The organism is Aeromicrobium sp. JJY06 (assembly GCF_044069275.1).
Taxonomy (GTDB): Bacteria; Actinomycetota; Actinomycetes; order Propionibacteriales; family Nocardioidaceae; genus Aeromicrobium; species Aeromicrobium tamlense.
In genome coordinates this window covers 180,016-206,790 of sequence record NZ_JBIMRD010000001.1, presented here as the reverse complement: position 1 = coordinate 206,790, position 26,775 = coordinate 180,016, and the positions used below count along the sequence as shown (strand labels likewise).

At 72.0% G+C, this 26,775-nt stretch carries 25 protein-coding genes; 9 read left to right on the top strand and 16 right to left on the bottom strand.

Annotated features, from left to right (window positions below; all coding sequences use genetic code 11):
- Positions 1–35 precede the first annotated feature (35 nt).
- Positions 36–1,214, top strand: coding sequence for a DUF6544 family protein (locus ACGWYL_RS00970; RefSeq protein ID WP_395486183.1), 1,179 nt, complete (start codon positions 36–38; stop codon positions 1,212–1,214).
- On the opposite strand, the gene ACGWYL_RS00965 is transcribed toward ACGWYL_RS00970, so the two are convergent.
- The gene (locus ACGWYL_RS00965) at positions 1,195–1,536 is read right to left on the bottom strand and encodes a YciI family protein (protein WP_179423669.1); all 342 of its coding nucleotides are present in this window, start codon (positions 1,534–1,536) and stop codon (positions 1,195–1,197) included. The two genes, ACGWYL_RS00970 and ACGWYL_RS00965, sit on opposite strands and share 20 nt — an antisense overlap.
- A 121-nt stretch (positions 1,537–1,657) precedes the next feature.
- On the opposite strand from ACGWYL_RS00965, the gene ACGWYL_RS00960 reads away from it, so the two are divergent.
- Entirely contained in the window at positions 1,658–2,227 is a 570-nt protein-coding gene (locus tag ACGWYL_RS00960) for an NADPH-dependent FMN reductase (protein ID WP_395486182.1), read from the top strand.
- A gap of 2 nt (positions 2,228–2,229) precedes the next feature.
- On the opposite strand, the gene ACGWYL_RS00955 is transcribed toward ACGWYL_RS00960, so the two are convergent.
- Genes ACGWYL_RS00955 through ACGWYL_RS00940 form a run of 4 tightly spaced genes read right to left on the bottom strand, consistent with a single transcriptional unit; the run spans position 2,230 to position 7,060 of the window.
- On the bottom strand, positions 2,230–3,594 hold the full coding sequence (locus ACGWYL_RS00955; RefSeq protein WP_395486181.1) for a pyridine nucleotide-disulfide oxidoreductase: 1,365 nt from the start codon (positions 3,592–3,594) through the stop codon (positions 2,230–2,232).
- A 31-nt stretch (positions 3,595–3,625) separates the two neighbouring features.
- Complete coding sequence (locus ACGWYL_RS00950) at positions 3,626–4,894, bottom strand: hypothetical protein (protein ID WP_395486180.1); 1,269 nt, start codon at positions 4,892–4,894, stop codon at positions 3,626–3,628.
- Positions 4,895–4,922: 28 nt separating this feature from the next.
- Positions 4,923–5,702 (bottom strand): acyl-CoA thioesterase, encoded by a 780-nt coding sequence (locus ACGWYL_RS00945; protein ID WP_395486179.1) that lies wholly within the window; start codon positions 5,700–5,702, stop codon positions 4,923–4,925.
- The gene (locus tag ACGWYL_RS00940) at positions 5,699–7,060 is read right to left on the bottom strand and encodes an MFS transporter (protein WP_395486178.1); all 1,362 of its coding nucleotides are present in this window, start codon (positions 7,058–7,060) and stop codon (positions 5,699–5,701) included. Before ACGWYL_RS00940 ends, ACGWYL_RS00945 begins: the two co-directional genes overlap by 4 nt.
- Before the next feature lie 54 nt (positions 7,061–7,114).
- On the opposite strand from ACGWYL_RS00940, the gene ACGWYL_RS00935 reads away from it, so the two are divergent.
- Positions 7,115–7,615, top strand: a complete 501-nt coding sequence (locus ACGWYL_RS00935) for a helix-turn-helix domain-containing protein (RefSeq protein ID WP_179423681.1) — start codon at positions 7,115–7,117, stop codon at positions 7,613–7,615.
- Positions 7,616–7,624: 9 nt separating this feature from the next.
- Positions 7,625–9,202, top strand: a complete 1,578-nt coding sequence (locus ACGWYL_RS00930; RefSeq protein ID WP_179423683.1) for an FMN-binding glutamate synthase family protein — start codon at positions 7,625–7,627, stop codon at positions 9,200–9,202.
- A 21-nt stretch (positions 9,203–9,223) separates the two neighbouring features.
- Here the strand turns inward: ACGWYL_RS00930 and ACGWYL_RS00925 are convergent, their stop codons facing one another.
- Positions 9,224–10,924 (bottom strand): sigma-70 family RNA polymerase sigma factor, encoded by a 1,701-nt coding sequence (locus ACGWYL_RS00925; protein ID WP_395486177.1) that lies wholly within the window; start codon positions 10,922–10,924, stop codon positions 9,224–9,226.
- 214 nt (positions 10,925–11,138) lie between these two features.
- Here ACGWYL_RS00925 and ACGWYL_RS00920 point away from each other — a divergent pair, with 214 nt between their 5' ends.
- Entirely contained in the window at positions 11,139–14,651 is a 3,513-nt protein-coding gene (locus ACGWYL_RS00920) for an SdrD B-like domain-containing protein (protein ID WP_395486176.1), read from the top strand.
- A 91-nt stretch (positions 14,652–14,742) separates the two neighbouring features.
- On the opposite strand, the gene ACGWYL_RS00915 is transcribed toward ACGWYL_RS00920, so the two are convergent.
- The gene (locus tag ACGWYL_RS00915; protein WP_269302997.1) at positions 14,743–15,387 is read right to left on the bottom strand and encodes a response regulator transcription factor; all 645 of its coding nucleotides are present in this window, start codon (positions 15,385–15,387) and stop codon (positions 14,743–14,745) included.
- Positions 15,384–17,354, bottom strand: coding sequence for an ATP-binding protein (locus tag ACGWYL_RS00910; RefSeq protein WP_395486175.1), 1,971 nt, complete (start codon positions 17,352–17,354; stop codon positions 15,384–15,386). Before ACGWYL_RS00910 ends, ACGWYL_RS00915 begins: the two co-directional genes overlap by 4 nt.
- Before the next feature lie 155 nt (positions 17,355–17,509).
- On the opposite strand from ACGWYL_RS00910, the gene ACGWYL_RS00905 reads away from it, so the two are divergent.
- Both ACGWYL_RS00905 and ACGWYL_RS00900 read left to right on the top strand, forming a co-directional pair.
- On the top strand, positions 17,510–18,193 hold the full coding sequence (locus ACGWYL_RS00905; RefSeq protein WP_395486174.1) for a hypothetical protein: 684 nt from the start codon (positions 17,510–17,512) through the stop codon (positions 18,191–18,193).
- Positions 18,194–18,291: 98 nt separating this feature from the next.
- Positions 18,292–19,110 (top strand): nuclease-related domain-containing protein, encoded by an 819-nt coding sequence (locus tag ACGWYL_RS00900; protein ID WP_395486173.1) that lies wholly within the window; start codon positions 18,292–18,294, stop codon positions 19,108–19,110.
- A gap of 105 nt (positions 19,111–19,215) precedes the next feature.
- Here the strand turns inward: ACGWYL_RS00900 and ACGWYL_RS00895 are convergent, their stop codons facing one another.
- Both ACGWYL_RS00895 and ACGWYL_RS00890 read right to left on the bottom strand, forming a co-directional pair.
- Complete coding sequence (locus ACGWYL_RS00895; RefSeq protein ID WP_395486172.1) at positions 19,216–19,608, bottom strand: ASCH domain-containing protein; 393 nt, start codon at positions 19,606–19,608, stop codon at positions 19,216–19,218.
- Between the two features lie 19 nt (positions 19,609–19,627).
- Entirely contained in the window at positions 19,628–19,969 is a 342-nt protein-coding gene (locus ACGWYL_RS00890) for a TraR/DksA C4-type zinc finger protein (protein WP_179423696.1), read from the bottom strand.
- 71 nt (positions 19,970–20,040) lie between these two features.
- Between ACGWYL_RS00890 and ACGWYL_RS00885 the strand changes: the two genes are divergently transcribed.
- The gene (locus ACGWYL_RS00885) at positions 20,041–20,622 is read left to right on the top strand and encodes a TIGR03086 family metal-binding protein (RefSeq protein WP_395486171.1); all 582 of its coding nucleotides are present in this window, start codon (positions 20,041–20,043) and stop codon (positions 20,620–20,622) included.
- Positions 20,623–20,626: 4 nt separating this feature from the next.
- On the opposite strand, the gene ACGWYL_RS00880 is transcribed toward ACGWYL_RS00885, so the two are convergent.
- On the bottom strand, positions 20,627–20,968 hold the full coding sequence (locus ACGWYL_RS00880; RefSeq protein ID WP_179423700.1) for a DUF2200 domain-containing protein: 342 nt from the start codon (positions 20,966–20,968) through the stop codon (positions 20,627–20,629).
- A 20-nt stretch (positions 20,969–20,988) separates the two neighbouring features.
- Positions 20,989–21,468 carry a MarR family transcriptional regulator gene (locus ACGWYL_RS00875; RefSeq protein ID WP_269302984.1) on the bottom strand — a complete coding sequence of 160 codons (480 nt, stop codon included), beginning with the start codon at positions 21,466–21,468 and terminating at the stop codon, positions 20,989–20,991.
- 59 nt (positions 21,469–21,527) lie between these two features.
- On the opposite strand from ACGWYL_RS00875, the gene ACGWYL_RS00870 reads away from it, so the two are divergent.
- Positions 21,528–22,946 carry an MFS transporter gene (locus ACGWYL_RS00870; RefSeq protein ID WP_395486170.1) on the top strand — a complete coding sequence of 473 codons (1,419 nt, stop codon included), beginning with the start codon at positions 21,528–21,530 and terminating at the stop codon, positions 22,944–22,946.
- Here ACGWYL_RS00870 and arr read toward each other — a convergent pair.
- The 4 genes from arr to ACGWYL_RS00850 all read right to left on the bottom strand — a co-directional run bounded on the left by arr (position 22,933) and on the right by ACGWYL_RS00850 (position 26,747).
- A complete protein-coding gene (arr, locus tag ACGWYL_RS00865; protein WP_395486169.1) occupies positions 22,933–23,346 on the bottom strand; it encodes an NAD(+)--rifampin ADP-ribosyltransferase in 414 nt (137 codons plus the stop codon). The genes ACGWYL_RS00870 and arr overlap by 14 nt on opposite strands.
- A gap of 81 nt (positions 23,347–23,427) precedes the next feature.
- Positions 23,428–24,630 carry a CDP-glycerol glycerophosphotransferase family protein gene (locus ACGWYL_RS00860; protein WP_395486168.1) on the bottom strand — a complete coding sequence of 401 codons (1,203 nt, stop codon included), beginning with the start codon at positions 24,628–24,630 and terminating at the stop codon, positions 23,428–23,430.
- Positions 24,623–25,792 (bottom strand): UDP-galactopyranose mutase, encoded by a 1,170-nt coding sequence (glf, locus tag ACGWYL_RS00855; protein ID WP_395486167.1) that lies wholly within the window; start codon positions 25,790–25,792, stop codon positions 24,623–24,625. The genes ACGWYL_RS00860 and glf overlap by 8 nt, the downstream gene beginning before the upstream one ends.
- On the bottom strand, positions 25,785–26,747 hold the full coding sequence (locus ACGWYL_RS00850; protein ID WP_218845725.1) for a glycosyltransferase: 963 nt from the start codon (positions 26,745–26,747) through the stop codon (positions 25,785–25,787). The genes glf and ACGWYL_RS00850 overlap by 8 nt, the downstream gene beginning before the upstream one ends.
- Between the last annotated feature and the right edge of the window lie 28 nt (positions 26,748–26,775).

Sequence of the window (26,775 nt, the reverse complement as noted above, 5' to 3'; positions counted from 1 at the left end):
GTTCGGGAGCACAGTGGGAGCAGGAGCTGATCACGATGACGAATCTCCTTCGCTGGGCCGTGGTGATCATCGTGACCGTGCACGGCCTGATCCATCTCCTGGGCGCCGCCGAGCGGTTCGGCTGGGCCGACGACCCGACCCTGGAGCCGTCGAACGGGCTCGGCCTGCTGTGGCTCGCCGCGGCGATCCTGCTGCTCGTCACCGCACTGTTCGCCGCCCTCGGACGGGTGGTCGGCTGGTGGCTGCTCGCCGTGGTCGCGGCACTCGTCTCGCAGGCCGCGATCCTCACCTCGTGGGACGTGTCGAGCGGCGGGACGGTCGTGAACGTCTTCCTGCTGCTGGTCGCCGTCTACTCGTTCCTGCTGCGCGGGCCCTTCAGCCTGCACGCGCAGTGGCACCGACACGTCGACGACGCGCTCGAGGCGGTCGGGACGGACGCGCGGGTCGTGACCGAGGAGGACCTGCGCGACCTCCCGGCACGGATCGCGGCCTATGTCCGGGCGTCGGGCGCGGTCGGCCGGCCGCGGCCCACGAGCGTCCGCGCCGACTTCCACGGCCGGATCCGCAGTGGCCCCGACGCCGCGTGGATGTCGATCACGGGCAAGCAGGTCAACACGTTCGGCGCCGACCCGCGGCGGTTCTTCCTGCTGGAGACGAGCCGCGCCGGGCTGCCCGTGCTGGTGCTGCACGCGTACGCCGGCGCCACCGCCTCGATGTGCGCGAAGGTGCTCTCGGTGTCCACGGTCGTCGACGCGGCCGGACCCGAGATGGACCAGGGCGAGACCGTCACGGTCTTCAACGACCTCGTCGTGCTGGCCCCCGGGGCGATCGTCGGCGCGCCGATCGAGTGGACGGCGCTCGACGACCGGCAGGTCCGCGGCGTGTTCACGAACGGAGGCCGGAAGGTCGAGGCGACTCTCACCTTCGACGGCGACCGCCTCGTCAACTTCGTCTCGCACGACCGGTTCCGCGCCTCGGCCGACGGGAGGTCGTTCGACCGCCAGGCCTGGTCGACCCCGCTCGCGGGCCACACGGCGGCCGACGGGCGCCACGTCATCACCTCGGGGGTCGGCCGCTGGCAGGACCCGAAGGGCTGGTTCACCTACGTCGAGATCGAGTTCGACGACATCACGCACGACCTCGGCGAGATGCACCGCACCGGCGAGCCTCGGCTCCGCACGCGCGCGTCGACGCCTAGCGATGCGACTCGGTGAGGAACTCGCGGACCTCCTGGTCGCAGCGGCACGCGGCCGCGAACTCCGCGGCCCACTCCAGGGCCTCCTCGTAGGTGGGCACCTGGATCAGGGCAAACCCGGCGATCGCTCCGTTGACCCCGGGCTCGGGGCCGTCGATGATCTTGCGCTCGGGCGTGACGATGGTCGTCTCGTCGTGATGCCTCAGCCCCCCGCCCAGGATCCACACGCCCGCGTCCTTGGCCTCGGCGACCACCGCGTGGGCGGCGCGGACCACCTCCGGCAGCTCCTCCTCGGACACGTCCATCGCGCCTTCGGTGAACGAGATCAGATACTTCGTCATCTCACGCTTCCTTTCGGCAGCCTCGGGGGCCTTACTGGCCATTGTGGACCCGCGGCGGGCTTCCGGGGTGTCGGAAGCGTGTCGCGCGTGCGAGCCTGAGGAAAAGCCCGCAGGAGGATCCATGTCCCAGTACCGCGTCGGCTACTTCGTCGGCAGCCTCTCCTCGACCTCGCTCAACCGGGTGCTGAGCCGGGCGCTCATCCGGCTCGCGCCGGAGAGCCTGGAGTTCACCGAGCTGCCGATCGGCAACCTTCCGCTCTACAGTCCCGACTTCGACAGCGCGTACCCGCCGGAGCCCCAGGCGCTCAAGGACGCCATCGCCTCCTCGGATGCCGTGCTGTTCGTGTCGCCGGAGTACAACCGCTCGATCCCCGGCGCGCTCAAGAACGCCATCGACTGGGCCTCGCGGCCCTGGGGCCAGAACTCGTTCGACCACGTGCCGGCCGCGGTCATCGGCGCCTCGCCGGGCCAGATCGGCACGGCCGTGGGCCAGCAGAGCCTGCGCTCGGTGCTGAGCTTCTGCAACGCCCGTCAGATGACCGCGCCGGAGGCGTACATCACCGCTCCGCCGGGGCTCATCCAGGACGATGGCGAGGTGACGAGCGAGTCCACGGCGGCGTTCCTGAAGGACTTCATGCAGGAGTTCGCCGACCACGTCGCGCGCGTGCTGACGGTGCTGCCGCGCTCGTAGCGTCAGGCCAGCTGCAGCAGCCGCTCGATGGCCGGCACGGTGTGCGTCGCGATCCGCTCCCGCGCGTCGTCGAGAGCGGGTGAGGCGGGGTACCCGGCGGGGATCCGCGTCGGGTTCAGCGGTACGTCGTTCGCCCACGCCTTCACGTCGGGGGCGGAGGTCGCCGACGCGGCGGCGCGCGTGCCCAGGACGGTCATCCGCACCCACGCGGCGAGCGAATCGCCGTACGGCGTGGGCGGGCACAGGCGGTTCTTCTCCGCATCGTCGTCGCGGGTCGCCTCCACGTAGCCCGCGAGGGCGGCGCCGAAGCACGGGAAGCCGGCCCGGATGGGCTGGAGAGTGATCTCGCGCGGGCCCCAGATGGGCACGAGCGGCGGGTACTTCAGTCCATCGGCCGCGCAGTGCACGACGACGGCGTCACGGTCCACCGCGACCGTGGCGTCGGCGAACCTCAGCTCGCCGGGCGCGACCGCCACGAGGTGACCGTGACGGACCACGTTCTCCACGGTGCGCAGCTGCTCGAGCTCCCAGGTGGCCAGCGTCGGTGCCTTCGCCATCGTCGGCACTCTCGAGCGGTCGATCCGCAGCATGATGCCGTGATCCTCGAGCCTCAGGAAGAGGTCGTCGAGGGACTCGGCCACCCGTGCCGACTCCATCAGGTCGGCCACCATGCCCAGGAAGATCGCCGGGTCCGGCTGGATCACGGCACGGTTGAACATCCAGGGCTCGCGGGCACGCACCCACGTGATCCGGTCGGGATCGACGCCCTGCGCGAGCAGCCAGATGCAGGCATCCGTGGCGGTCTTGCCCGCTCCCACCACGACGAGCTCGTCGGGCACGTCCTCCAGGCGGGGGAGCGCGTTGACCGGCACGACTCGAACGCCGTCGAGGACCTCGAAGGGTGGTGGCGTCTCGGCGGGGATGCTCGGCGCGAGGTAGCGGGCGTCGACGACCCGGCAGCCGCCCGGCACCTCGGTGCGTCGTCCCGAGACGCGCGAGACCACGGCGCCGTCGGCGTACTCGCTGCTGGTGATCAGCTCGACCCGTCCCGTCTCCAGCAGCCGGGCGAGGACCTGCTCGTAGTACCGGCAGATCTCGGTCCGTGTGGCGCGCTCCTGGAGGCCGGCCTCGGGTCCGTGCTGCTGGAGCTGCCCGCCGCCGAGCAGCGTCGACGCGACGCCGTAGAACGCGGAGGCCTGGTGCAGGCGGACGAACGGGTAGGCCTCGAGCCAGTGCCCGCCGACGCCGTGACGGCGGTCGACGAGGGCGACCCGGGCGTCGGCGTGGTCGACCAGGGCGTCGGTGAAGGCCATCCCCATGGCGCCGACGCCCACCACGAGGTAGTCGGCCTCGAGCGTGCGAGCCACGCCTCCACGGTGCGCCTCGTCCGGGCCTCGGTCAATGGCCGCTCGGAGCGGGGTTCTTTCGCGTGATGCGGTAGTCGAGCGTGAGGAACGGGAAGCCGAAGATCCGGAAGGCGTGCTCGGCGCGCAGGGCGCCGTCCTCGACGAACACGTCGAGCTGCTCCTCGAAGCCCGGCACGGCGAGGGTGGTCAGCTCGTCCGCCTCGGTGTCGACGTAGGAGAGGTAGTGCCCGGCCTGGCCGTCCTCGACGCGGCTGCTCAGGGTGAGGCCGCCATCGCGTCGCGCCCTCGGGCGCAGGGTGGCGGTGAAGCTGCCCTCCGGCAGGGGGAACCCCACGCTGACGTAGCCGCGACCGTCGTTGACGTAGGTCGTGTAGATCCCGAGCATGATCGGCCGGTCGTCATCGGCGAACGATCGGATCCAGCCGCGCACGGACACGGCGCCGTCGACGCCGCTGATCGTGTCGATCCGGCTGCGGACGCCGCGCTGCGCCTCGCGCTGGTTCATCGGCATGATCGCCTGGCCGAGCGGTTGCGCCACGGCGGACCGGTACAGGAGGTAGCCGGGCCGGACCCAGGCCCGCCACCGGGGCACGATGTCGAGCGCGAACTCCGTGGTGTGCTCGTAGAACTCGCGCACCAGCGGGTGGACGACGGCCGGGTCGAACCCGGGGCCGGCCAAGGTGTCGAGGCTCGCCACGATGCCGGTGTCGCGACGATCCGCGGTGTACGTCCCGCCGAGCTCCTCGGCCAGCTCGCGCACGTAGCCCGTGCCGATGTAGCGCGAGCGCGACCGGCGGGCGACCACGAACGGCAGGTCGGCGGTGCGCGCACGCTCGGCCAGCAAGGTCACCTGCGCGTCGCGGAAGAGCAGATTGGCGAGGCAGCGCTGGGCGACGACGGCGGTCGTGGCGACCACGGCACCGGGCGACCCCGCACGCCTCAGGACCAGTCCGACGCCCGCGCCGACCACCGGACCCATGAGGACTTTCTGCGGTCGCACGCCGAGCGCGCCCGCCGCGGCGCCCGCGGCCGTGCCGATCGCGCCGGGACCGGCACCGGCCCGCTCGGCCGCCCAGCCGAGCGGCGCGGCCAGCGCACCGCTCACGACGATGCGGTGCCAGAGTCCGGGGATCTCGTCGGGCTGCTGGCGCGCGCGGGCGACGGCCTCCGACGCGGCGAGCCCGGCGGCCCCGGCGAGGGCGGACAGCGCCACCGAGCGGGCCCCGCGGCGGGCCGACAGGGCGGCACCGGCGAGACCGCCGATCGCGGCCGCGAAGCCGAGGGAGGAGGGAGTCGCCACGCCCGCGAGCCTAGTGCCGGACGGGCTCTCAGCGGACCGCCCGCAGCTGCGACGAGGTGGCCAGGGGAGTCCCGTCGGGCGTCCAGATCGTGATGTTCTCGGTGAGCCAGCCGTCATCGCTGGCGTCCACGGTCACGGCGTCGACGAGCACCCACGAGAACTCCTCCGTGGCGACCTCGGGCGTGAACCGCACCGTCGTGCGCACGGTGGGCATCGTGCGCAGCTCGGTCATCACCGCCGAGAGCGACGGCGCGAGTGCGTCGGCCAGCACGAGCAGGCGCTCCCACGGGTCCGCGACCTCCTCCGCGAGCCGGATCCACGCGCGCAGATTCGGCTCGGGCGAGGCCGAGAACGGCAGTGGATCGGTGGCGGGACGGATCTCGATGCGCGTGCTGATCGGCACGAACTCCGGCGGCACGACGAACGGGCGCGCGGTGGCGAGCGGGTGGTCGACCGCGGGTGCCTGCACGCGGGTCGTGGGCACGCCGGCGCGGAGCGTCGAGCCCAGCACGGCGGTGGCCACGGCGGCCGTGCGTGAGCCGGAGGAGGCCGTGGCCGACACGACGGTCACGGCGCGGCCGCGGTGCGTCACCTCGGCTGCCACGCCGAGGCGCGCGTCGACAGGACGGACGAGGTGCGCGGTCAGCTCGACCGGGACGAGGCCCGGACCGGCGACGGCACGCATCTCGCGCAGCGCGATGGCGGCGACGATGCCGCCCTGGAGTCCGCCGAACCCGTGGAACGGCCGCAGGTCGAGGTCGTCCCCCGAGAGCACGTCGGCGATGCCGGGCGAGGTCGTGATGGTCATCGGGGCTCCCTTGCCATCACGGTGACGGAGGACGCGAGCGCGAAGACCGCCGTCGTCCACCACGCGGCCTCGAACGCCTCCGCGCCGGGGGACTGCGCCCCGAGGACGGCGACCAGCACCGCCACGCCGACGGCGATGCCGACCTGTCGGGCGGTCTGCAGGACGGCCGAGCCGGTGCCACGACGGTCGGGCGGCAGCTCGCTGGTCCCGAGCGCCATCGAGGGCGGGACGACGAGGCCGACGCCGACGCCGGTCAGCAGCATGCCGGGCAGGACGGTCGCGGCGTACGAGGTGGAGGCGCCGGCGAGGACCGCCCACGACGCCACGCCTGCCGCGAAGACCGCCCCGCCGAGCGCGATGACGGCGCGCGGGCCGATCGCCGCCACGAGCCGGCCCCCGTACACCGCGACGAACGGCACGAGCAGCGGTCCCGGCGCGATCGCGAGGCCGGCCTCGAGTGCCGAGAGCTCCCAGACCTCCTGCAGCCACAGCACGATCGACAGCAGCATCGCGCCGAACGCGACGTGGAACGTGAGCAGGGTGAGGCTCGTCGACGCGAAGTGCGGCGCCCGCAGGACGTCGAGGCTGACGAGCGGGTCGGCCGCGCGGGTCACCGCGGCCACGTTGAGGGCGAGCCCGACGACCGTGACGGCGGCGAACGCCAGGGTGCGGCCTGACGTCCAGCCCCACTCCGGCCCGTTGACCAGGACGAGGACGAGCGCCGCGACGGTGACGGTCAGGAGCAGCGCGCCGACGAGTCCGGGCGCCCGGCCCCGGTCGCCCGGTGCGTCGGGCAGCACGCGCCAGCCGACGAACGCCGCCACGAGGCCGGTGGGGATGTTGACGAGGAAGACCCACCGCCAGTCGGCGTGCACCAGGACGCCACCGACGACGGGTCCGAGGGCGGCGCCGATGCCGCCGAGTCCGGCCCACAGTCGCACGGCGCCCTGGCGGCCCTCGGGCGGGAAGGCGGTGAGGACGAGCCCCAGCGACGAGGGGATCATCAGCGCCGCGCCGGCCGCCTGGACGACGCGGAAGGCGACGAGTCCGGCGAGGCCGGGGGCGAAGGCGCAGGCCGCGGAGGCGGCCGTGAACAGCAGCAGCCCACCGAGGAAGCCGCGCTTGGCGCCGATGCGGTCGCTGATCCGCCCGGCCGGCACCAGCAGCGCGGCGAAGGTGATCGCGTACGCGTTGAGGATCCACGACAGGTCGGCGAGGTCGCTCACGCCGAGCGCGACCGCGATGTCCCCGAGGGCGACGTTGACGATGAACAGGTCGAAGCCGGAGAGGAGGACGCCGACCGCGACGACCGCCATGACGAGGCGGGGCGAGGTGGGACGTTCTGTCAGTTGCGTCACGAAACGCACACTAGACCTAGTGCGTTGCATGGTGCAACTGACTACGCTGGGGGCATGCGCCGCAGCAGCTTCTCCGACATGAACTGTTCGATCGCCCAGAGCCTCGAGGTGATCGGCGAGTGGTGGACGCCTCTGATCCTGCGCGACGCCCTCATGGGTGTGACCCGCTTCGAGCAGTTCCAGTCGCGCCTCGGGATCGCGCGCAACGTCCTGTCGGCCCGCCTGCAGACCCTCGTCGAGCACGGCGTGCTGGAGGAGGTCGAGTACTCGCAGCGGCCGCCTCGGTCCGAGTACGTGCTGACCCCGAAGGGCCGCGAGCTGTGGACCGCCCTCACGATGCTGCGCCAGTGGGGCGACAAGTGGCTCGCGCCCGACGGTGCTCCGGTGGAGCTCGTGCACACCTCCTGCGAGCACGTCGCGCACGCCGAGCTGACCTGCTCGCACTGCGGCGAGCGCCTGCGCGGGCGTGACCTCGAGCTGCGTCACGGGCCCGGCGCCCCCGGCGGCGGACTCCTCCCCGAGCCTCGAGTCGACAGCGGGGTCCCACGGGGCTAGACCTGAGGGATGGAACCAGGCACTCGCGCGGGCGCGAAGCTCGCCGGCATGGCGGCCGCGGCGCTCGGAGGCGTCGTCGCCTACGACCTCACGCAGAAGAAGCACGCGATCCTGCGGAACTTCCCGGTCATCGGCCACTTCCGCTACTGGGTCGAGACGGTCGGTCCCGAGCTGCGCCAGTACATCGTCACGAGCAACGACGAGGAGCGCCCGTTCTCGCGCGACCAGCGGCGCTGGGTCTACGCCAGCGCGAAGGGCGAGAACAACTACTTCGGGTTCGGCACGGACAACGACGTGGAGCGCGTGGTCGGCTACCCGATCATCAAGCACCGCACGTTCACCGGCCCCGGGGCGACCACCGCCCCGCACGGCGGCGAGGGGATGCCGCTGCCCTCGGCGAAGGTGCTCGGAGGTCCGCGCGGACGGCGCCACGCGTTCCGTCCGGCGTCGGTCGTGAACATCTCGGGCATGAGCTTCGGGGCGCTGTCCGCGCCGGCCATCACGGCGCTCAACGCGGGCGCCGCGATCGCCGACTGCCTGCAGAACACGGGGGAGGGCTCGATCGCGCCGGCCCACCGGCAGGGCGGCGACCTGGTGTTCCAGATCGGCACCGCCTACTTCGGCTGCCGCGACGAGCAGGGCCGCTTCGACCTCGGACGCCTCGTCGACCTCGTGCAGTCCGCGCCCGTGCGCGCCATCGAGATCAAGCTGTCGCAGGGCGCGAAGCCCGGCCTCGGCGGCATGCTGCCGGCGGCGAAGGTCGACCGCACGATCGCCGGCATCCGCGGCATCCCCGAGGGCGTCGACTGCGCCTCGCCCAGCCGCCACACCGCCTTCGACGACGTCGACTCGATGCTGGACTTCGTCGAGACCGTCGCCGAGGCCACCGGGCTGCCGGTCGGCATCAAGTCCGCCGTCGGCAACATGACGTTCTGGGACGAGCTCGTCGAGCGGATGGAGCCGCGGCAGCGCGGCGTCGACTTCGTGAACGTCGACGGCGGCGAGGGCGGCACGGGCGCGGCGCCGATGATCTTCGCCGACTCGGTGGCCTACCCGTTCCGCATCGCGTTCACCGAGGTCTACAAGCGCTTCGCCGAGGCCGGGTTGACCGATGACCTCACGTTCATCGGCGCCGGGAAGCTGGGCCTCACCGAGAACGCGCTGGTCGCGTTCGCGCTCGGCGCGGACATGGTCAACGTCGGCCGTGAGGCCATGCTCTCCATCGGCTGCATCCAGGCGCAGAAGTGCCACACCGACCACTGCCCGGTGGGCGTCGCGACGCAGAATCCGCGGTACACGCGCGGCCTCGACCCCACCCTGAAGAAGGAGCGGCTGGCGAGCTACGTCCTGTCGCTGCGCCGCGACCTGCTGAAGGTCTCCGAGGCGGTCGGCGTCGTGCACCCCGGCCTCATGAACGCCGACGACATCGACATCCTCGACGGGCAGCGCTCGGCCGAGTCCCTGCGCGCGCTCTACGGCTACGAGCCCGGCTGGGGCGAGCTGGGCCAAGGCCTCCAGGACGAGCTGCTCGACGTCATGGCGTCGCTCGGCGAGGGCCAGCACGATGACGAGGACGGGAAGCGCTGAGCGCCACTCTCCGGGCCGCGATCAGAAGGTGCGCGTGTTCGACGAGGAGTCGGGATCGGCGTTGCCCTCGCCCGAGACGGTGACGGTCCCCGACGGTGACGCCGCCATCAGCGCCAGCTGCAGCGGGGTCACGTCCTGGCCGGGCTGGTAGGGGTACTGGCAGCGCACCTGGAGGAAAAAGTACGGGTTGCCGCTCGAGTCGCCGGCCTCGATCGGCCCGCAGTCCCACCCGGGGGAGCGCCGCGCGACGAATCCCGTGACCTGGTTCATGGTGAGGTCGACCGCGAGGGTGAACGGCGCCGCGGCGGCGCCCTCCGTCGCGAGGATCGGCACGGTCAGCTCCCAGGACGTCTCGTCGCCGGTCTGGACGAGCGTCGGGTCACCCACGCCGAGGTCCACGGGCTCCGGGGTCGGCTCGGGTGTCGGCTCCGGGGTCGGCTCGGGTGTCGGCTCGGGGGTGGGCTTCGGGGTGGGCGTGGGTGTCGGGGTCGGCGTCGGATCCGGGTCGGTGACGGGCTCCGGGTCGGGCGTTGGCGTGGGCGCCGGCGGAGGGTCGTCGACCGGCGTCACGTCCGTGGGCGCCGGGTCGGTGGGCGCATCGGTCACGATCAGGGGCGAGGACAGCAGCGTCGCCGCGTCGTCGGGCGCGGGAGTCTCCGCCGGCAGGGGGTCGGCCTCCACGGCGGGCGCGAGCAGGGGAGCGGCCACGTCGACGGGCAGCTCCGCACGGTCGTTCGCGAGGTGGACCACCCCCGCGGCCACGGCGGCGACGACTCCCACGGCCACGGCGATCGCGGGCACGGCCGCGAGGACGCCTCCGGAGGCCGCGGCCGAACCCGCCGCGCCGGCCGAGCCGGCGCCACCGGACGCCCCGCCACCGCCCGAGCCCGACGAACCCGAGCCGTGGGGGGTGACGACACCTGTCGCCGGGGCCGACCACGGGAACGCGCCGGCGGACACGCCGCCCGCGAGCACGAGCGGCCAGACGACGGCGCCCAGCTTCGTGTTGAGGCGGTGCAGGTCGTCGTAGAGGGCGGAGCAGTCGGCGCACTCGCTCAGGTGCTGGTGGACCTTGGCGGTGAGGCGCGAGGTGAGGCTGCCGCGGGCGAGCCGGCTGAGCCGGGCCCGCGTCCACTCGCAGCGGTCGTCGTCGGCGGGGGGCACGTGCTGGTCGAGGTAGGCCACGCGCAGGCCCTCGCGGGCCCGGTAGACCGTGCTGGACACGGTGGTGACGGGCACCTCGAGCTCGCGCGCGACCTCGGCCGGCTTGCTGCCCTGGACGTCGAGGCGCCACAGCAGCTTCTGCCAGGTCTCGGGCAGCGAGCGCAGTGCGCGGGCGGCTCGGTCGGCGTCGACCTCGGCCTCGAAGGGCTCGGGCTCCGTCTCGTCCACGGCGTCCAGCAGCCACGGCTTGTCGGACGCGGCCTGCTCGCGGCCGGCCCGGCGGCGGCGCTCGAGGTTGAGGTTGCGGATGACGGTGTGCAGGTAGGCGCGGAACCCACTGGTGGGGCCGCCGCCGTCGGCGATCCGGGTGACCACGCGGGCGAAGGCCTCGGCGGCGAGGTCGTCGGCGTCGGTGTCGCGGCTGACGATGCGGGCGACCCGCAGGGCGTCGGGGTGGTGGCGTGCGTAGAGCTCCGCCATCGACTGATCGTCGCCGGACCGCACCCCTGCCACCAGCTCGGCGTCAGGGATCGCGGCGTGCGTCTCCAGTTCCGTCATCGCCTCGTGAGCGGGTCCCGTCGACCCCGCTCTCCTCCCATTCGCGCGTCACGTTACTTCACCATCCGGAACAAGGGTCACGTTTCGCCCCAATGTGAACAGACCCACATCTGCGAGATTTTCGCGCGAGATTTCGGGCCTCGTCACTCCAGTAGGCGTAACCAGCGTTCGCGGACTCGCGGATGCACGCCTCACCACGAAGGACGAGACACCGATGAGACGAACCCTGCCGGCCGTACGGGCCGCGGTCGTGGCGGCGCTGGCGCTGCTGCTGACCGTGCTGGCGCTGCCTGCGATCGCCGCGACCTCCGGGATCACCTCCAGCCTGCTGCTGAACGGCGCGACCTACCACGGCACGGACGTGGTCACCGAGGGCGACGTGCTGACGCTGCGCGTGCAGTACAACACCGACGTCACCCCCGGCTCGACGGTCGAGTTCGACCTCGGCACGAACGTCAAGCTCACCGGTGTCCCGTCGGCGAACACCGCGATCGAGTCGGTGACGCAGGACGGCAACTCGGTGGCCATCACCTTCAAGGACCCGTGGCCGACGGGCGTCAACCAGGGCGTCTTCGACCTGAGGCTCACGGTCGACGAGGTCGAGGGCAGCTCCGCCGAGAAGATCGTGTGGAAGGTCGACGGCGAGGAGAGCTCGATCGACGTCATCATCCGCGACCGCGGCGACGAGTTCGCGAACGTCACGGAGGGCTTCTCCAAGGGCGTGACCCCCGGCAACCTCGACAGCTTCGTGACCGTCGTCGACGGCACCGTGAAGCTGAAGCCGGAGATCGTCGACCAGGACCTCGCGTACACGCTGCGAGTGAACTCGCCCGAGGCACGCGACGACTTCGAGATCGCCGACCGTCTCCCCGCCGGCCTCGGCTACGTCGCCGGCTCGTTCGCCGGCGAGATCACGAGCTGGGACGAGGACGGACTCAACAAGAGGACCGGTCCCTTCGCGTTCGCGCCCACCGTCTCGGGACAGACCTTCGCCGGCACCGTGGACGTGCCCGGACCGTCGATCCTCGCGATCACCTACAAGGCCCGGGTCACCGACGTGGCCGCGATCGAGGCACTCCTGCAGGCGCAGCTCGACCGGCTCACCGATGGCTACGGCCAGTTCGAGACCGTGCTGACGAACACGGCCACCTTCGGCTCGGCCACGGTCGAGCGCCAGGCGGGCGTCCGCCTGCGCCACACGGTGGCCAACCCGAACCCCGGTCCTAACGTGGGCTCGCTCTTCGGCAAGACCGCCGACTGGAGCGCGAAGAACGTCGTCACGGACGAGTCCGGGAACCTCGAGCCGCCGGCCGAGATCACCTACACGCTGAAGGCCGACCTGCGCGGCTGGGACGGCAGCAACCCGAACAAGGTGCTCGCGCGCAACGTCGTCATCAGCGACACGCTCCCCGCCCAGGCCGCGTGGCGCACCGACGCCGGTGACTTCATCACCGCCACCGGCATCACGCTGACGAAGGCCGAGACCTGCCCCGCCACCCCCGCCGCGTTCGCGGGCGACGAGTTCGTCGGCCAGTACTGCGTGGACGGCCAGCGCCTGCTGGTCAACGTCGGCAAGGACACGACGACGAACGCGTCCATCGCGGTCAAGGCGCAGCTGAACTCCGTGGACGGACTGACCGTCGCGGGCAGCACGACCATCAAGGACGCGACCCCGTACCGCTGGCGCAACGTCGCGGACTTCCACTACCGCGACGGCAACCCGCACACGTCGACCCGCGACGTCACGGTGGTCGTCCTGCCCGACACCACCGGCGGGATCAACGACCCGAGCGTCTTCAGCAAGACCGGCGCGCCGCGCCAGAAGGCCGTCGACCCGGGCGAGTCCGTGACCGTCGACTACACGTTCACCGTCGCCGCCGGCAAGGGCATCGACGTGCGCGAGAGCCGGATCGTCGACCACGTGGACGCCGACGTCTACGACCTGGGCGACCTCTCCAGCGTGAGCGTCTCCGGCAGCTACGACGGCGTCGCGCTGAACGCCTCCCACTTCGACCTGCGCAAGAGCGCCGACGGCGACCTCGTCATCGAGCTCAACGCCGCGGGCGACGCCATCGTCACCTCGCGTGGGGCCGACAAGCGCTTCCAGGTCACGATCGCGCTGACCACGAAGGCGTTCGAGGGCAAGGAGACGAAGACGATCAAGAACAAGGCCACGCTCCTGGGCCTCGACGACAGGCCCCTCCACTGGTCCGAGACCGTCAGCGAGGCCACGTCGTACGGTGACGAGGCCGAGGTCCGCAAGCGGGTCTGGGACACCGTGAAGCAGGAGTGGGTCGCGTCCCTCTCGGCGCAGATGGACGGCGCGGGCTCGCTCGTGCAGGACCAGTACGTCTACCGCATCGAGTTCATCCCGCACGGCAGCTACGACCAGGTCGCGATCCTGCCGGTCGTCGACGTCCTGCCCGACGCGGTCGAGTTCCTCGGCTTCGTCGACGAGGACGACAAGGCCACGGCCGCCGGCGCGAGCGCGGGACCGGTCGACATCGGTGGCAACCTCGTCGCCTCGCACGACGCGGGCATCGTGACGATCAAGCAGAAGGACGGCACCCGCCTGCAGGCGGGCGGCACGCTCGCGGCCTACGTGGCCGTGAAGGTCACCGACGCGTCGGCCCCGATCGTCAACCGGATCGGTGACACGTCCGCGGAGATCGTGCCGGTGCGCTCGGTGTCGGTCGGCGACTTCGTCTGGGTGGACGAGGACCGCGACGGCCGCCAGGGCGAGGGAGAGCCCGGCATCGAGGGCGTCGTGCTCGAACTCGTCGGTCCCGACGGCGAGCCCGTCGTGGACGTGTTCGGCCAGCCCGTGCGTCCGGTCACGACCGACGCCGACGGCCGGTACACGTTCGACCACCTCCCGGCGCTGACGGGCGACCAGACGTACACCGTCCGGATCGACCGCGAGGAGTCCGCCGAGGCGCTGCGACCGTACGTCCCGACGCGGCCCGGCATGGGCGACCGCGTGCTCGACTCGTCGACCTGGGAGGCCACCACGGTTCCCGGCGAGCTGCACGAGGACGGCGACCGCGACCCGACGCTGGACTTCGGCTTCGTGACGAAGACCTACGCGATCGGCGACCGGGTCTGGATCGACACCGACAAGGACGGCGTCCAGGGCCCCGGTGAAGAGTCGCTGCCCGGCGTGAAGGTCGAGCTGCTCGACACGGACGGCACCGTCCTGGCGACGACCACGACCGACCGTGACGGCCGGTACGCGTTCGACGAGCTGCCCGCGGGCACCTACCGGGTGCGGTTCACGCTGACGCCCGAGCAGCAGCGGACGTACGAGTTCACCAAGCGCGACGCCGGTGACGACGACGCCGCGGACTCGGACGCGAACCCCGCGGACGGGCTCACGATCGAGATCGTCCTCGACGACTCGAACACGGCGCTCACGGGCGACTACGAGCACCGCGAGATCGCGGCCACACAGGGCATCGACCCGACGTGGGACGCCGGCGTCGTCGTGAAGCCGGAGCCGGTCGAGAGCGGCACCGGGGGAGAGCAGGACCCGGAGGGCGAGGACACTCCGGTCACCGACGAGTCCGGTTCTGGGGGACCGGACGCCAGCGAGCCGAACGCCGAGGAGTCGGACGGGCAGCTGCCCCGCACCGGCGCCGACCTCGGCCTCGGGCTCGTCGCGCTCATGCTCGCGCTGCTCGGCGCGGGTGGAGCGCTGGTGTGGCGCGGACGGCGCGGGACGCTGTGAGGGGCGAGTAGCGCCGGTCGCGTGAGGGGGGAATTGGGGAAGTGACGGTGCCCCGGCCGAGAGGCCGGGGCACCGTTGCGTTCCGCGGCGGTCAGTCCTCGCCGATGCCGGCGTCGCGCGCCCGGGCCACGGCCTCGGCGCGGGTGCCGGCCTGGAGCTTCGCGAGGATGTCGCTGACCCGGTTGCGCACGGTCTTCTCCGAGAGGAACAGCTGTCGGGCGATGCTGGCGTTGTCGAGTCCGCGCGCCATCAGGTCGAGGACCTCCCGCTCGCGGGTGGTGAGGTGGGGGAACGCCGACGTCGCCGGTGCGCTCCCGCCTCCGGCGAAGAACCGCACCACGTGCTCGGCCACCTTCGGGCCGAACACGGCCTCTCCGCGCATCACGCCCTCGACGACCCGGTGGACGTCGTCGGCACCCGACTCCTTCAGCAGGTAGCCGCGGGCGCCGGCGCGCAGGGCGGCGAAGACCGAGTCGGGGTCCTCGTTCATGGTCAGCACCACGACCTTGGTGTCCGGGTGCCGCTCGGTGATCCGCCCGGTGGCGGCGAGGCCGCCGATGCCGGGCATCCGCAGGTCCATCAGCACCACGTCGGGCCGCAGCCGCGCCACGGACTCGAGCGCCTCCTCGCCGGTGGCGGCCTCGCCCGCGACCTCGATCCCGGGCAGGCTGCCGAGGACGGCCAGCATCCCGGCGCGGAAGAGCTCGTGGTCGTCGACGACGAGGACGGTGGTCATGGGCGCTCCTCGGGCAGCGGGATCGAGAGGTGCACGGTGGTGCCGCCGCCGGGGGTGGGGCGGTGCTCGATCGTTCCCTCGAGCTCGGCGGCGCGCTGGCGCATGCTCGTCAGGCCCACGCCGGCGCGCGGGTGGGCGGGCAGCCCGCGGCCGTTGTCGGCGACCGTCACGTGGACGCCGTCGCCTCGACGGGCCTCGAGGCGCACGCGCGAGGCGGCGCTGTGCTTCACCGCGTTCGTCACGGCCTCGGCCGCGATGGCGTAGGCCGCCACCTCGACCGCCGCGGGCAGGTCGCCCAGGTCGTCGACGTCGGCCTCGCCGACGATCGGCTCGATGCCGGCGACGAGCTGGCGCAGCGACTCCTCGAGCCCGACCTGGTCGAGAATCGGCGGGCGCAGGCCGTGCGAGACCGAGCGGACGTCGGCCACGGTCTCGCGCAGGCGGTCGCGGATCAGCACCGCGTGCTCGCCGTGGTCGCTGTCGGAGAGCTGGTGGGCCAGCACGTCGGCCTGCAGGGCGATGGCCGCGAGGGAGGGCCCGACGCCGTCGTGCAGGTCGTTGCGGAGGCGGCGGCGCTCCTCCTCGCGCGCGCCGACGATCGAGGCGCGGCTGCGCTGCACGTCGGCCACGAGTCCGGCCGCGTACGCGAGCATCCCTGCCTGGGCCGCCGACTCGTCGAGCACCTGGCGCTCCTGGCGCGTGAAGCCCTCGCCCTCGCGGCGCGGGCCGATCTCGAGCAGGCCGACCTCGCGCCCCATCGCGACGGCGTCGAGGGCCACGACGTGCTCGGGCCGTCGGCCGCTCTCGACCGAGGCGAGGCCGGGCCCGCTGAAGCCGACGTACGGCAGACGCATCGTGGTGCGCACGGCCGCGACCAGCTCGCGCAGGGCCTCGCGCGGCTCGGTCGAGCCCGACATGGCCGCGGCGATGCGGCGGCCGAGCAGGCGCGAGCTCTCGCGCTCGGGGAACAGCCAGCGGTCCACCCCGTGCTGCGCGGCCGCCCGCAGCAGCACCGCCGCCACCGCGAGGGCCGCGATGAGGAAGATGCCGCGGCGCGTCCCGGCGACCTCCGGGTCCAGCCGCAGCAGCAGCCAGGCGCCACACGCCATCACGACCGCGAGCACGACGACGAACACCAGCGACCGGCCGAGGACGACGTCGATGTCGAACAGCCGGTGCCGCACGATCGCGACGGCGATGGCGAAGGGCACGCCCAGCAGGCCGATCGCGAACACGGCGGGGTGGGTGTCGGGCACGGCCGAGAGCAGCAGCGACACCAGGACGAAGACCCCGCCGAGCGCGAGCCACTGCAGCTGCGCCCGCTCGACGCCGACCGACCGGCGGATGCGTCGCAGCACCGCCACGATCGCCACCGGGATGCCCACGAGGTTGCAGTAGATCGCCGAGATCAGGACGACGTAGTTGAGCGCGTCGGGGACGGGGAGGTCGAGCGGGCTGTAGACGTTCGGGTCGATGTCGCTGCGGCCGGGGACCAGCATGCGGCAGACCACGACGGCCGCCGCGGCGACGACGATCGACCAGGCGAACGGCCGCCAGCGCGGCGAGGGGAGTCGTCCGTCAGGGAACAGCAGCGGCACGAGGGGCAGCACCAGGACGTAGGCCGCGAAGCCCCACATCGACGTCCAGTCGGTGAACGCGGCGAACGGCAGCTCGGAGACGTAGGCGTTCCAGATGCTGTACTCGCCGAGCAGCTGGTAGACCGAGATCCACGCCGTGCCCACGAGCAGCCAGCCGCAGCGGTTGCGCGGCTGGGCGCGCACGACGACGAGGCCGGCGAGGGGCCACGTCGCGCCGAACGCGAGGTTCGACCACGCGAAGACCGGGACCTCGGGGGAGCGGGCCTGCGCGACGACGTGCAGCGCGACGGCGCCCGCCGAGCACACCAGCGACACGACCACGCAGGCGGCCGCCAGGCGGCGCAGCTGCGGATCGGTCAGGCGGGACACGAGCACATCGTGGCACGCAGCGGCGGTGGCCCGGGCCCGATCCGGGCAGGAATCCCGGGCGATCGGGGGTCCTCGTCCCTACTGCCCGGGACGCGTCCCGACCTAGCTTCGGGTCACCGAGAACAGATCCGTGATCCTCCAGAAAGGGACCCACCATGACCGCCACCACCGCGCCCCACCCGCAGGCCGAGCCCGCCACCGTCGGACGAGGCCGCTGGCCGCTGCTGGGCGTCGCCGCCGGCATCGGCAGCATCGTCGCCACGCTCGCGCTGGACATCCACCCGTCGGGCTGGGACATCGACACCCCGTACAGCCAGGCCGTCGTCGAGCAGGTCAGCACGGGCAAGGCGCACGCCAGCGTCATCGTCGGCTACCTGACGGTGGGTCTGCTGCTCTTCCTCGCGGCTGCGTGGCGTCGTCACGTCGAGCCGCGGGCGCTGGCCAGCACGGCCGCCCGGGTCGTCCCGCTGGCGCTGACCGCCGCGGCGGGCGCCCTGTCGCTCGGCTACGGCTGGCGCGGCGCGTTCGGCCTCTACACCGGCAACGAGGCGGGCGCCTTCGACACCGAGGGTCTCTACGTCCTGTTCGTGCTGAATGACTTCGGCGCCTACATCGGCTACCTCGGCGTCACCGTCGCCGCGGCCGCCGTGATCTGGATGTCCCTCAAGGAGCGCCTCGTCTCCCGCTGGATCGGCGTCTTCAGCATCCTGCCGATCCTGCCGGTCGTCATCACCGTCGCCGCCTTCGGCCTCCCGGGATTCCCCGGCATCGTGAGCGGCCTGTGGCTGATCGTCGTCTTCGCCGGCCTCGCCTTCGGCCGCAGCCCGATCAACCGCTGAACGCACCACCCACCGGACCGGCGCCCCTCGGGGCGCCGGTCTCGTGTGTCTGGAGTGATTCGTGGGACGCGCCGCCGATCCGCGCCTACAGTCGCGGGATGACCGCCGAGATCGCCCCTCAGAAGCAGATGCGGCTCCGCTATGCCGGGACCTGTCGCCTGTGTGGCCTCGAGTTGGCGGCGAGGACGCTGGCCGTCTACGAACGTGCATCGCAGACGGTGCGGTGCGTCGACTGCAGCGAGGACACGACGGCCGAGCCGCCCGTCGTCGATCCGGGCACGCCCGGCGCGTCCGCGCGACGCGAGTACCAGCGCCGCAGGGCCAAGGACGAGCAGGCGATCCGCGACCGGCATCCCAGGACCGCGCGCCTCCGTCTGGCCCTCGGAAGTGAGCGACGGTCGACCAAGTCCTGGGCCACCGGAGCCACGGGCGAGGAGCAGCTGGGCGCCGCCCTCGAGCGGAAGGCGTCGAATCGGCTGCGCGTGCTGCACGACCGTCGCATTCCGGGCAGTCGGGCGAACATCGACCACATCGTCGTCACGCCAGCCGGGGTGTGGGTCATCGACCCCAAGCGGTACGTCGACCAGCGGCCCGTGCTACGGGTCGAGGGTGGAGTCGTCCGACCTCGCACCGAGCGGCTGTTCGTCGGTGGCCGCAACCGAACCCCTTTGGTGGAGGGTGTTGAGAAGCAGCTCGGCGTCCTGCGCGAGATCGTTGGCTCCGACGTCCCCCTGCGTGGGGTCCTCTGCTTCATCGAGGCGTCGTGGCCGGTGTTCGGTGGTGACTTCCGCATCCGCGAGATCGACGTCGTCTGGCCGCGCAGGCTTCACGCGATCCTCGACGAGGAGGGCCCGCTCGTCGAGTCTCGGATCGAACAGCTCTACCAGCAGCTCGGCCTCGCCCTCCCGCCGGCGTGACACGGTCCGCCGGATGTGTAGCGGTATCCACCGAATTTCGGTCTCGAACCCCAAAATTCGGTGCATACCGCTACACATCTCGCGCGCGGGACGCGCGGGACCGAGTCAGACCAGCGTGAACCGGATGCAGGCGATGAGGGTGTCGTCCTCGACGGGTGTGCCGGCGGCGGCCCAGAAGCGGCGGTGGCCCGTGCGCCACTCGTCGAGGTCGGCGTCGCCCTCGCCCTCGGCGGCGGCGAACTCCCACGGGATCTCGATGAAGGGGTGGATCGTCAGATCCGTGACCTCGACCGTGCCGATGCGGTTCCCGTCGTCGTCGAGCAGCGCCAGTCGCTCGCCGATGTGCTCGAGCTCCTCGCTCTCCTCGTCGTACTCGCTCAACAGGCCCGCGGTGGCGCGCTTCTGGCCGGCCAGGACGAGCCCGTTCAGGCGGGCGCGCAGCTCGCCGGGGGAGCCGAGCTCGAGCCCGCGCAGGCCGTCGACCCGGGGCCACGTCATCGCGGGCCCTCCGTCCGGCTCAGCGTCGCGCCGACGCGCAGGCGATGCACTGCCGCGCCGTCGGTCGTGCCTCGAGTCGCGCGGGGGCGATCGGTCGTCCACATGTCTCGCATGTCCCATAGACTCCCGCATCGAGGCGCTCGATCGCAGCATCGACCTCGGCGAGGTGTCGGTGGGACTGCTGGATGAGAGAGTCCACCTGCGACCGCTCGAAGGCGATCGTCGAGCCGTCCGGGTCGTGCTCGTCGTCGGCGTTGGAGTCGAGCGAGGCCTCGACGACCGCGTCGAAGTCGCGCGTCAGGCTGGCGAGCTGCCGCAGCGTCCGCCGTCGCTCGTCCTCGAGCCGCTCCCGGGTGTCCATCTCTCGATGATCTCGCACCGTGCCCAGCGCCGTGGGTTCCGCGCAGCGCCACACCCGGCGAGACTGCGGAGATGAGCAGAGTCGATCTGGAGCCGGCGGGCCACGCGCTCCTGCGCACCGCCTCCCGCATCACCGACCAGGACTTCCATCGCCCCACGCCGTGCGAGGGGGTGACCGTCGGCCAGCTCCTGCACCACGTCGTCGGGCTCACCCAGGCGTTCCGCGCGGCCGCCGACAAGGAGTTCGGACCGCTGACCGACACGGCTCCGGACCCCGACGCCGCCCCGAGCGCGGGCGAGGGCTGGGAGGTCGAGCTGGAGCAGCACGTGCCGCGTCTGGTGAACGCGTGGAGGGAGGCGTCGGCCTGGGAGGGGATGACCCGTGCGGGCGGCGTCGACCTGCCGGGCGCCGCGGCGGGGCTGGTGGCGCTCGACGAGGTCGTCCTGCACGGCTGGGACCTCGCGCGCGCGACGGGTCAGGAGTACGTCCTCGACGACGCCACCGCGGCGGCGTGCCTGGGCTTCGTCGAGTCGTTCGACCCGGGCGGGACGCCCGGCCTGTTCGGACCGGCGGTGCCGATCGCGGACGACGCCCCGGTGCTGGACCGCCTCGTGGCGCGGGCGGGCCGCGACCCCGGCTGGTCGCCGCGCTGACGGCTCAGGCGCGCAGGACCTTCTCCATCGCCTTGCCCTTGGCGAGTTCGTCGACGAGCTTGTCGAGCCAGCGGATCTGCTGCATGAGCGGGTCCTCGACCTCCTCGACGCGCACGTGGCAGACGACGCCGGTGATGAGGGTGGCGCTGGGGTTGAGGTCCGCCTGCGCGAAGAAGTCCTGGAACGTGGTCTCGGCGTCGAGGTGCTTCTGCAGCGCGGCCTCGTCGAAGCCGGTGAGCCACTCGATGACCTGGTCGAGCTCGGCCTTCGTGCGCCCCTTCTTCTCCACCTTGGCGACGTAGTGGGGATAGACCGAGGCGACGCTCGTGGTGAAGATCCGGTGCATGACGCGATTCTAGGCCGAGGTCAGCCCTCGACGGCAGCCTCGCTGTAGGCGGTGGCGAAGGTGTCGAAGTGCTCGAGGAACCGCGCTCGCTCGCCCTCGGGCAGCGCCTGCAGGGCACGGTCGAGGAGCGCGAGGTGGTCCTGGAGTTCGCGCGAGAAGTCCTCGAGCGCCGCCTCGCTGGCGCTGAAGTGCCAGGCGTTCTGGCCGGGCTCGCGCGACCGTGTCAGCAGGCCGGCCTTGAGTGCCGCGTTGGCCTGGCGGTTCACGGTGGACTGCTCCAACGCGAGCTCGTCGGCGATCTCCCGCAGCGTCCGCGGCCGGCCGTCGGAGAACATCCACAGCAGGCGTCCGTCGGCGTGCCCGAACCTGACGCTCTCGGCGGCACGGCGACCCCGCTCCAGGCGGGCGATCCCGCGGAGGGCGGCCCATGCAGGAGCGGCGCGGGCGGACTCTGTGAGGGAGGTCATGCGGACTCCGATGCGGCGGGGGACGATCTCCATGTGTAGTCTACACAGGTTGCTTGTGTAGACTACACATCGCTGTTCGGACAGGACCTCCCATGCGCTCACCCTCCGTCGTCGACGAGCCCGTCGACACGCGCTTCCCGCCGCTCGCCGTCATCCTCGTGCTCTGCTTCGGCAGTCTCGCGGGCGCGCTCATGCAGTCGCTCGTCATCCCGATCCAGAGCGACCTGCCGCGCCTGCTGGGCACCGACCCCGGCAACGCCTCGTGGGCCGTCACGGCCACGCTGCTCGCCGCCGCGGTGACGATGCCGGTCACCGGCCGCCTCGCCGACATGTACGGCAAGAAGAAGGTCATGGTCGGGTCCGCCGGCATCCTCGTCCTCGGCTCGCTGATCGCCGCCCTGTCGAGCTCGCTCGCGCCGTTCCTCGTCGGCCGCGCCCTCCAGGGCATGGCGATGGGCTACATCCCCGTCGCGATCAGCATGGTGCGCGAGGTCGCGCCGGTGGAGAAGCGCGCCACCGCCGTCGCCGCCGTCAGCGCGACCCTCGGTGTCGGCGGCGCCCTCGGCCTGCCGCTGGCGGCCTGGATCGCCCAGGACTACTCGTGGCACGCGCTGTTCTGGTTCTCATCCGTCCTCGCGGCGGTCATCCTCGCCGCGACGCTGGTCGTCGTCCCGGGCATCCACGACGAGCACCCCGCCCGGATCGACGTCGTCGGCGTCGCGGGCCTCGCGATCGGCCTGGTCTCGGCGCTGATCGGCGTCAGCAAGGGCAGCGAGTGGGGCTGGACCGACGGCCGCACGCTCGGCTCGATCATCGGCGGCGTCGTGGTCCTGCTGCTGTGGGGGTGGTTCGAGCTGCGTCACGACGACCCGCTCGTCGACCTGCGCACGAGCGCGAACCCGCCGGTGCTGTTCACGAACCTCGCCGCCGTGCTCATCGGCTTCGGCATGATGGCCCAGTCGATCGTCCTGCCGCAGCTGCTGCAGATGCCCGAGGAGACCGGATTCGGCCTCGGTCAGACGATCCTCCAGGCGGGCCTGTGGATGGCGCCGGGCGGGCTCATGATGATGTTCTTCGCGCCCGTGTCGAGCAAGCTCATCACCACGGTCGGCGCGCGGATCACGCTCTCGGTCGGCGCCACGGTGCTGGGCGTCGGCTACCTCGTGACGCTGTTCCTCATGAACGCGCCGTGGGAGCTCATGCTCGGCTCGCTGGTCGCCTGCGCCGGCGTCGGCATCGGCTACGCCGCGATGCCCACCCTGATCCTGGACAACGTCCCCGAGTCCGAGTCCGGCTCGGGCGTCGGCCTGAACGCGCTCATGCGCTCGGTCGGCACCACGATCGCCGGCGCTGTCATGGCCGCCGTGCTGACCAGCAAGACGGTCGACTTCGCCGGCTACGCGATTCCGGACAAGGGCGCGTTCCAGCTGTGCTTCGTGATCGGCGCGGGCGCGGCCTTCGCCGGTGCGCTCGTGGCGCTGCTGGTGCCCCGTCGGGTCAGTCGTCGATGACGTCCTCGCCCCGGGCCTTCAGCGCGGCGAGACTGTCACGCATGTGCTGCAGGACCTCGGGCGGGTGCGGGTCCCACGCGACCTCCTCCACGACGCGGATCGGGTCCTTGCTGCGGTAGGAGCGCGTCGGGTTGCCCGGGAACTTCTTGTCCGTGAGGTTCGGGTCGTCGTGGAACGGTCCGGTCGGCTCGACGCGGTACACGTGCCCGGGCCCCTCGCCGACCGAGAGCTCGGCGCCCCAGACGGCGGCGTCGAGGGTGGCGGCGAAGTAGATGTGGCCGGCGGTGCGGTTCCCGCCGAAGTTGGCGCGCCGCCCCGGCTCGAGGAGGTCACCGGGGGAGAGGGCGGCCTTCGTGCCGTGGAAGTAAGGACCGTCGTCCGGTCCCGGTCGGTCGGTCATGGGAACAGGATGGCCGACCTGGACGGATCTTGGTACCAAGGTGTCGTTGGGGCGACCCGAAGGTCGAAAGATCCGTCTCCCTCAGGGGCCGGTGGCGCCGCGCCGACGGTGGGACGCCCAGGTGCGGTCACGCAGGTCGATCGCGGCGCCGCACGCCTGCAGGAAGCGCTCGGTCGCGGCACCAGGGGTGGTGTCGCCGAGGTAGTACTCGAGCAGCTCGCTGCGGGCCGCGGCCCCGGGATCGGCCGCGAGGTGCTGCGCCACGAGCGCCGCCACGTCGGCTTCCTCGTCCAGCAGCGGCAGCGTGTCCATGAGGCGCGACGGCGGCACCGGCACGCGCGGTCGGCAGACCAGCACGGGCTTGCCGCTGGGCAGCCAGTTCAGGGTGACGGCCGAGACGTCGGTGACCAGCAGGTCGGCGTCGGCGAACGACTGCTCGAGCGGCACGTCGGTGTCCACGCGGTCGGCGCGCTCGCGGATCGCCGCGTCGGCCTCGCCGTAGGCCGGGTCGATGACGCCGTTCAGCGGGTGCGGCCGGTAGACGACGCGGTACGTGCCCGACAGCGCGTCGAGGATCGCGGCGCCGTGGGTCAGCAGCGAGCCGTAGGAGACCGACGGCTGCGACGCCTCCCACGTGGGGGCGTAGAGCACGGTGGGGCGCTGCGGGTCAGGGCGCGGTGCGGACGCGGGCGCGTCCAGCTGCGGCTGGCCGATGAGCACCGAGCGGGCCTGCGCGTCGTAGAGCATCACGCCCACGTCGGTGCGGTCGAGCGCCGCCTGGCCCGCGAGGAAGCACAGGTCGTAGGCCTTGACCTGGTTGGACACCGAGACGCCCTTGTCGCTGTCGCCGTGGCCCAGGTAGACGTGCACGAGCGACGTGAACCGCAGGCACTCGAAGTTGATCGGGTCGTGGTTGACGTAGAGCGCCAGCTTCACGTCGCTGAGCGCGAGGATCTCGTCCAGCTGGCCGTAGCGGGCGAGGGTGACGCAGTCGAGGCCCGACTCGACGCGCACCAGCGCGGCCGTGCGGGAGTCCTTGAACACCGCGACCACGCCGTGCGCCGCGTCGAGCGCCTGCAGCGCTCGGAACCACGGCCGCAGCTGGTAGAGCGCGTCGGCGCCGTTGGGGAAGTAGAGCAGCACCGACTGGGTGAACGCCCGGCCGAGCCGGTGCTCGTCGGTGCGCTTGTCGGGCATGCCGACGGGCAGGAAGCGCGAGCGGCGCAGGCGTGCGATCGCCCACTGGCGGAGCCGGGCGACGATCCCGACCCGCGACTCAGCCACGGACGAGCCCCGGCCTCAGGACGTTGTCGACCATCGAGAGCGCCGACGCGATCGCCATGTGCATGTCGAGGTACTGGTAGGTGCCCAGGCGCCCGCCGAAGTGCACGTCGGACTCGCCGACCGTGAGCTCGCGGTAGGCCTTCAGCGCCGTGCGGTCGTCGGCGGTGTTGACGGGGTAGTACGGCTCGTCGTCGGTGCCGGCGGTCGCGAAGCGGCTGAACTCGCGCATGATCACGGTGGCGTCGGACGGGTAGTCGCGCTCGGGGTGGAAGTGCCGGAACTCGTGGATCCGCGTGTACGGGATCTCCTCGTCGGCGTAGTTCATCACCGGCGTGCCCTGGAAGTCGCCGATCGGCAGCACCTCGGACTCGAAGTCGAGCGTGCGCCAGCCGAGAGGGCCGTGGGCGTGGTCGAAGTAGCGGTCGAGCGGGCCGGTGTAGACCACCGGCAGCTGCCCAACGGTGGCCGCCTTGTTGAACGGCTGGGACTCGTCGAAGAAGTCGGTGTCGAGGCCGATCGTGATGTTCGGGTGGTCGGCCATGCGCTCGAGCCACGCCGTGTAGCCGTCGGTCGGCAGGCCCTCGTACGTGTCGTTGAAGTAGCGGTTGTCGTACGTGTACCGCACGGGCAGCCGGGTGATGATGTCCGCCGAGAGCGCGGTGGGGTCGGTCTGCCACTGCTTGGCCGTGTATCCGCGGATGAACGCCTCGTAGAGCGGCCGCCCGATCAGGCTGATCGCCTTCTCCTCGAGGTTCGTCGCCGCGGCGGCGCCGCCCGACAGGCCGATGCCGGCCTGCTCGGCCACCCACGCACGGGCCTCGTCGGGTCCCATCGACGAGCGGGTGAACTGGTTGATGGTGCCGAGGTTGATCGGCAGCGGGTACACCTCGCCGCGGTACGTCGAGTAGACGTGGTGGCGGTAGCCCGTGAAGGTCGTGAAGCGGTTGACGTACTCCCACACGCGCTCGTTGGAGGTGTGGAACAGGTGCGCGCCGTAGCGGTGCACCTCGATGCCGGTGGTGGGCTCGGCCTCGCTGTAGGCGTTGCCGCCCAGGTGCGAGCGGCGGTCGATGACGTGCACCGTGAGACCGGGGTCGTTCGCCAGCTGCTCGGCCACGGTGAGGCCGAAGAAGCCCGACCCGACGACGAGGACGTCAGTCATGCGTGCCGCCCTCCAGCGCGGGCATCGGCTGCCACGTGCGGTCGGCCCAGATCCTCCGGCCGTCGCGCCAGCCCTTCACCAGTGAGGAGAAGCCCTTGAAGGAGCGCTCGACCACGATGAGCCGGACGATCTCCTTGGCGAACGTGAGCGCGGTGCCGAGGGCGAAGCCCGGCTTGTTCAGGCGGCCGTGCTCGGCGAAGTAGCGGCCGACGTAGGCCCGGTTCCGCATGACGTGGTACTTCGCCAGCGGGCTGGAGTCGTTGAGGTGCCGCACGCCGAGGCTGACCTGCTTCTGCTCGCGCTTCTTCTGCAGCACGAACTCGTCGACGTAGACGACCTCGGTCTCCAGCGAGGCGAGCCACGCGTAGATCGCGTCGTCCCACGAGATGAAGAAGCGGGGATCGGGCAGTCCGATCCGGCGCACGACGTCGGCGTGCACGAGCATGCCCTCGAAGGTGCCGGAGTTGGTGACGGCGTAGCCGTCGGTGTTGAAGGTGCGCACCGAGTAGGGCAGCGGCACGCCGAGGAACTGGTTGAACTTGGCCTGCCAGTAGAAGGGGGTGCCGTCGACGTCGTAGCGGCGGCCGTGGATGACCTTGAACCGCTCCATCCAGGGCGCGAAGCGCTCGAGGGCGTCGGGGAGGATCTCGACGTCGTCGTCCATCAGCCAGACCCACTCGGCGCCCAGCTCGAGGGCGACCTTGGTGCCCTCGCTGAAGCCGCCGGCGCCGCCGGTGTTGGTCTCCATGCGGTGGTTCACCAGCACGTCAGGGCCGAGCTTCGCCTGCCAGCGGGTGACGACCTCCTGCGTGTCGTCGGTGCTCGCGTTGTCGACGACGACGATGCGATCGGGCGCGGTCGTCATCGTGGAGGCGCTCTGCAGCAGCTCGTCGAGCAGGGCCGAGCGGTTGAACGTGACGATGGCGATCGCGAGAGGGCTGGTCGTCGAACTCACCACGACAGGCTATCGGCCCTGATGACGG

Excerpts from the sequence above, each read along its gene's own strand:
- ACGWYL_RS00970 (WP_395486183.1), top strand. The coding sequence starts at position 36 with ATGACGAATCTCCTTCGCTGGGCCGTGGTGATCATCGTGACCGTGCAC.
- ACGWYL_RS00920 (WP_395486176.1), top strand. The coding sequence starts at position 11,139 with ATGAGACGAACCCTGCCGGCCGTACGGGCCGCGGTCGTGGCGGCGCTG.
- ACGWYL_RS00945 (WP_395486179.1), bottom strand. The coding sequence starts at position 5,702 with ATGACCATCACGACCTCGCCCGGCATCGCCGACGTGCTCTCGGGGGAC.
- ACGWYL_RS00930 (WP_179423683.1), top strand. The coding sequence starts at position 7,625 with ATGGAACCAGGCACTCGCGCGGGCGCGAAGCTCGCCGGCATGGCGGCC.
- ACGWYL_RS00915 (WP_269302997.1), bottom strand. The coding sequence starts at position 15,387 with ATGACCACCGTCCTCGTCGTCGACGACCACGAGCTCTTCCGCGCCGGG.
- ACGWYL_RS00895 (WP_395486172.1), bottom strand. The coding sequence starts at position 19,608 with ATGACGTGGCCCCGGGTCGACGGCCTGCGCGGGCTCGAGCTCGGCTCC.
- ACGWYL_RS00925 (WP_395486177.1), bottom strand. The coding sequence starts at position 10,924 with ATGACGGAACTGGAGACGCACGCCGCGATCCCTGACGCCGAGCTGGTG.
- ACGWYL_RS00875 (WP_269302984.1), bottom strand. The coding sequence starts at position 21,468 with ATGGAGATCGTCCCCCGCCGCATCGGAGTCCGCATGACCTCCCTCACA.
- ACGWYL_RS00900 (WP_395486173.1), top strand. The coding sequence starts at position 18,292 with ATGACCGCCGAGATCGCCCCTCAGAAGCAGATGCGGCTCCGCTATGCC.
- ACGWYL_RS00885 (WP_395486171.1), top strand. The coding sequence starts at position 20,041 with ATGAGCAGAGTCGATCTGGAGCCGGCGGGCCACGCGCTCCTGCGCACC.
- ACGWYL_RS00880 (WP_179423700.1), bottom strand. The coding sequence starts at position 20,968 with ATGCACCGGATCTTCACCACGAGCGTCGCCTCGGTCTATCCCCACTAC.
- ACGWYL_RS00905 (WP_395486174.1), top strand. The coding sequence starts at position 17,510 with ATGACCGCCACCACCGCGCCCCACCCGCAGGCCGAGCCCGCCACCGTC.
- ACGWYL_RS00935 (WP_179423681.1), top strand. The coding sequence starts at position 7,115 with ATGCGCCGCAGCAGCTTCTCCGACATGAACTGTTCGATCGCCCAGAGC.
- ACGWYL_RS00960 (WP_395486182.1), top strand. The coding sequence starts at position 1,658 with ATGTCCCAGTACCGCGTCGGCTACTTCGTCGGCAGCCTCTCCTCGACC.
- glf (WP_395486167.1), bottom strand. The coding sequence starts at position 25,792 with ATGACTGACGTCCTCGTCGTCGGGTCGGGCTTCTTCGGCCTCACCGTG.
- arr (WP_395486169.1), bottom strand. The coding sequence starts at position 23,346 with ATGACCGACCGACCGGGACCGGACGACGGTCCTTACTTCCACGGCACG.
- ACGWYL_RS00965 (WP_179423669.1), bottom strand. The coding sequence starts at position 1,536 with ATGACGAAGTATCTGATCTCGTTCACCGAAGGCGCGATGGACGTGTCC.
- ACGWYL_RS00870 (WP_395486170.1), top strand. The coding sequence starts at position 21,528 with ATGCGCTCACCCTCCGTCGTCGACGAGCCCGTCGACACGCGCTTCCCG.
- ACGWYL_RS00890 (WP_179423696.1), bottom strand. The coding sequence starts at position 19,969 with ATGGACACCCGGGAGCGGCTCGAGGACGAGCGACGGCGGACGCTGCGG.